General features: G+C 70.3%; 5 protein-coding genes. 2 read left to right on the forward strand and 3 right to left on the reverse strand.

Annotation, left to right across the window (positions count from 1 at the left end; all coding sequences use genetic code 11):
* The 3 genes from AB1609_18750 to AB1609_18760 form a co-directional block, all read right to left on the reverse strand.
* The coding region (locus tag AB1609_18750) for a GAF domain-containing protein (GenBank protein ID MEW6048486.1) at positions 1 to 666 on the reverse strand (666 nt) is incomplete at its 3' end.
* Between the two features lie 50 nt (positions 667 to 716).
* Positions 717 to 1,796, reverse strand: a complete 1,080-nt coding sequence (locus AB1609_18755) for an S-adenosylmethionine:tRNA ribosyltransferase-isomerase (protein MEW6048487.1) — start codon at positions 1,794 to 1,796, stop codon at positions 717 to 719.
* Complete coding sequence (locus AB1609_18760; GenBank protein ID MEW6048488.1) at positions 1,789 to 2,550, reverse strand: SDR family oxidoreductase; 762 nt, start codon at positions 2,548 to 2,550, stop codon at positions 1,789 to 1,791. The genes AB1609_18755 and AB1609_18760 overlap by 8 nt, the downstream gene beginning before the upstream one ends.
* 251 nt (positions 2,551 to 2,801) lie before the next feature.
* On the opposite strand from AB1609_18760, the gene AB1609_18765 reads away from it, so the two are divergent.
* Together AB1609_18765 and AB1609_18770 are read left to right on the forward strand one after the other, a co-directional pair.
* Positions 2,802 to 3,053, forward strand: a complete 252-nt coding sequence (locus tag AB1609_18765) for a hypothetical protein (GenBank protein ID MEW6048489.1) — start codon at positions 2,802 to 2,804, stop codon at positions 3,051 to 3,053.
* 134 nt (positions 3,054 to 3,187) lie between these two features.
* Entirely contained in the window at positions 3,188 to 3,364 is a 177-nt protein-coding gene (locus AB1609_18770) for an RCKP-type rubredoxin-like domain-containing protein (GenBank protein ID MEW6048490.1), read from the forward strand.
* The last annotated feature ends 4 nt before the right edge of the window (positions 3,365 to 3,368 follow it).

Below are 3,368 nucleotides of genomic sequence, written 5' to 3' on the forward strand. Positions count from 1 at the left end.
GTCCCCCGCCGCCACGCTCACCGCGTCCAGGCCGAACGCCTCGAGGCACGCCGCCGCGAAGCGCCTGCCAATGGCCTCGAGGCTCGCATCGCCGGCGTCCGGTTCCGGCCCCGCCAGAGCCCGGCTCACCCGGTCCACCGCCTCGTACGCGGCCGCCCGGGAGCGCTCGTGGGCGAACAGCCGGGAGCGTTCGAGGGCGGTGCCCAGGTGCTCGCCCACCGCCGTGAGAAGGTTCAACGCCCCGCCGTCAAACAGCGTGGAGCCCTCGGCAGCCACGTTCAAGACGCCCAGCACGCCCGCACTTGACCGCAGCGGCACGCTTGCGTGGTAGACCAGCCCGCAGCGCTGTCCCTCGGCCTGCTCCAGACGGCTGCACTCCAGCACGTTGACCGCCTCGCGCAGGTCTCCCCGGTAGAAAAGTTCAAAGCAGCGGCACCACCGCCAGCGCAGCGGCTCGCGGCCGTTGGCTTGTAACGCGGGCGGGAGCTGGTAGGCGGAGGCCAGCGACAGCCTGCGGCCAGGCGGTTCGGCCAGGAATAGCCAGGCGGTGCGCAGCCCCAGAAGCTGCGTCACCAGCCGAAGCACCTCGTCCAGGGCGGCCTCGATATCCGCCCGGGAGTTGAGCAGGCGGGCTATGTCTGTCAGGATCTGCAGCGATGTGCTCATTGTCAGGAGTCGCTCTTATCATAGCAAAAGGCCCTGCGCGCCGGGTGCCTCTACACGATCAGGCACAGGTCGCCGAACTCGTGCCAGCGGTATCCCCGGTGCAGCGCATCGGCGTACGCCGCGCGCAGCAACGCCGGCTCGACGAACGCCGCCAGCATGGCCAGGTGCGTGCTGCGCGGAGCGTGCAGGCCCGTCACCAGCCCCTGAACCACGCGCGGCGGGTGGTCGGGGCTCACGAAGAGGCTCGTCCACCCCTCGACCGGCTCGATTTCGGCACCGGGAGCAGCCGCGCTTTCCAGCGCACGCACGACGGTGGTGCCGACCGCGACGACACGGCGGCCTTCCCGAAGGGCGCGATTCACCTGGGCTGCAGCCGCCAGGGGCACTGCGAACCACTCCGGGTAAACCGCGTCCGGCCCCACGTCATCGTCCTCTATCTCCTGGCTCGAAAGCCCGGTGTGCAGCAGGACGCTGGTGAACTCCACCCCGGCCCGCCGCAGTTCCCACCGGATCCGCCCGGTAAACGGCCGCGCTGCGGACGGCATCTCAGCGGAACCGGGTATCTCCCCCACCTCCGTCTGGTAGGCGGAAAGCGGCCAGGGAGCGGCCACGTAGCCGTATCGCACCGGCTCTCCGAGCCTGGCCATGAGTTCGAAGGCCGGGGCGGAGACCCCGGCGACCCAGTACCGGCCGCCCCGGGCGTAGGGCTCCAGCAGGCGCACCTCGGCGCCCGGTTCGATGGTAAACCCATCCCCCGGCCTGACCTCTCCCTGCCGCGAGGGGCTTCCGTCCCCCGGGCGAACCTCCACGACCCAGCGCTCCGGCGGAGGGGCCGGCGGATTCTGGTACCCGTCCAGCCGGGTTGAAAAGTGAATCCGCACCGCCACCCTGTCCTCGGTCCGCACCGCCGGCAAGGCCGCCGCCAGGGTTTGGGACACGTTGAACGCCAGGAGGTCGCCCGCGTGGAGAAGCTCCGGAAGGTCGATGAACCGGGCGTGGCGCCATTCACCTGCCGCTCGATCGATGACCAACAGCCGAACGCCCTCCCGGCCGCGGCCCTCTGCTTCGGGCGGAGCCACCGCCGCCGCCTCGGCGGGGAGCAGGAAGTCGATCTGCCGCGCTTCAAGCACGGGCGTCACCCCCGACCGGGGGAGCCAGGGAGATGCGCCACGCGGCGTCGAGGGAGCGATCGGCGCCGAGGTAGCGCTCGATGAGGCTCGCGATACGGCGCGCCACCTGGTCGGGGGAGCAAAGCTTCCGGGGGTCGGCGTCCGGGACAGCCAGCCGGTGCATGTCCGTGTCCATGTCGCCGGGATCCACGGCGAGCACCCGGACGCCGGTGCCGGCCAGTTCGTTGGCCAGGGCTCGGCTGATCAGCTCAAGCGCCGCTTTGCTGGCGCCGTACCCGCCCCAGCCCGGGTAGCCGGCAACGGCGGCGTCGGACGTGATGTTCAGCACCATCGCCTGCCCTGCCGCCTGCAAGAGGCGCACCGAGAGTTGCACGAGCCGGAGGGGGGCAACTGTGTTCGCCTGGAAGAGGCGTGCGAGGGCGTCAATCGGGAACTCTTCCAGCCGTGGAAGGGGCGTCGGGCCCAGTTCCGAAGCGTTGTTGACCAGCAGGTGCAGGTGACCCCAGCGTTCAGCGACGCGGTTTGTCAGACGCAGCCGGGCCGCCTCGTCGGACACGTCGCCGGCCTCGCACACCACCTCCGCTTTGCCCTCGCCAGCCATCCGGATCTCCTCGGCAGCTGCCTCGAGCAAGGGACGGCGGCGGGCCATCAGGGCCAAGGACCAGCCGCGGCGGGCAAGCTCTCGGGCAAGCGAATAGCCCAGGCCACGGCTGGCCCCCGTGATGAGAGCCGTGCGGGGTTGGGTCAGGTCCATCTCGGTTGGGCCTCCTCTCTGGTGCGGCACGGGGAACGGCCGCACCGTAGCCTAGGCCGCGGCCCGAAATCCTGGGATCCGGCGGAAGGCTGGAGAGGAGCCCAACTTTCGACGGAGGGCGGTTCCTACCAGCGACTGACGGCCGAGGCGGCGGGGGCTACGTACGCCCCCCGGCCTCCCGCGCCACCCGGCGCCTTTCGCTGTTATCGGCTGCCAAAGTATAGCGCAGGCTATCCGTGGGGTGAGACAGCGTGGAGGACGACCGCACCAAGCGCCGCCCGGGCCGGGGCGAAGGGCATCCGGACCGGCAGGCCGTCATCCAGCAGGTGCTGGCCTATGTCCGGGAGCATCCCCAGTCCTTTGCGAGCCTGGCCGTCTGCCGGCGCGCCCTCGGCAGCGAACCAGAGCGGGAGGTGGACGACGAAACCCGTTCCCGGCTGGAGGCGCGCCTGCAGCACGTTCCCGACGAGGAACTCGAAGCCTACTACTACATCATTTCCTGATAGGTAATCGGAAACGTTCGTAGAACTTCCCCGGTGTATCGGGCCTGCCAGCGCCGTCCGTTGCCGTCTGCTGCCGGTGGGGCCGGCGGGACGGTGGGGATGCAATCCATCCAGACTTGGGGGCTGAATCTGCCATGGCCGTGTGGGTATGCACGCAATGCGGTTTCGAGAAGGAGGCCCGCTGCAAGCCCAAAAAGTGCCCCGAGTGCGGGGCGGGGGCGTTCGACAAGAAGGGGCAGAGCGAGGAAGCGACGGCAGCGGCGCCCGCGCGGCGGACCGGCGCGCGGGCTGCGGCGAGCAAGAAGCGGTAATCTC

Source organism: Bacillota bacterium (assembly GCA_040754675.1).
Taxonomy (GTDB): Bacteria; Bacillota; Limnochordia; order Limnochordales; family Geochordaceae; genus Geochorda.

Coding starts and splice junctions, on each gene's coding strand:
- AB1609_18760 (MEW6048488.1), bottom strand. CDS start 2,550: ATGGACCTGACCCAACCCCGCACGGCTCTCATCACGGGGGCCAGCCGT.
- AB1609_18770 (MEW6048490.1), top strand. CDS start 3,188: ATGGCCGTGTGGGTATGCACGCAATGCGGTTTCGAGAAGGAGGCCCGC.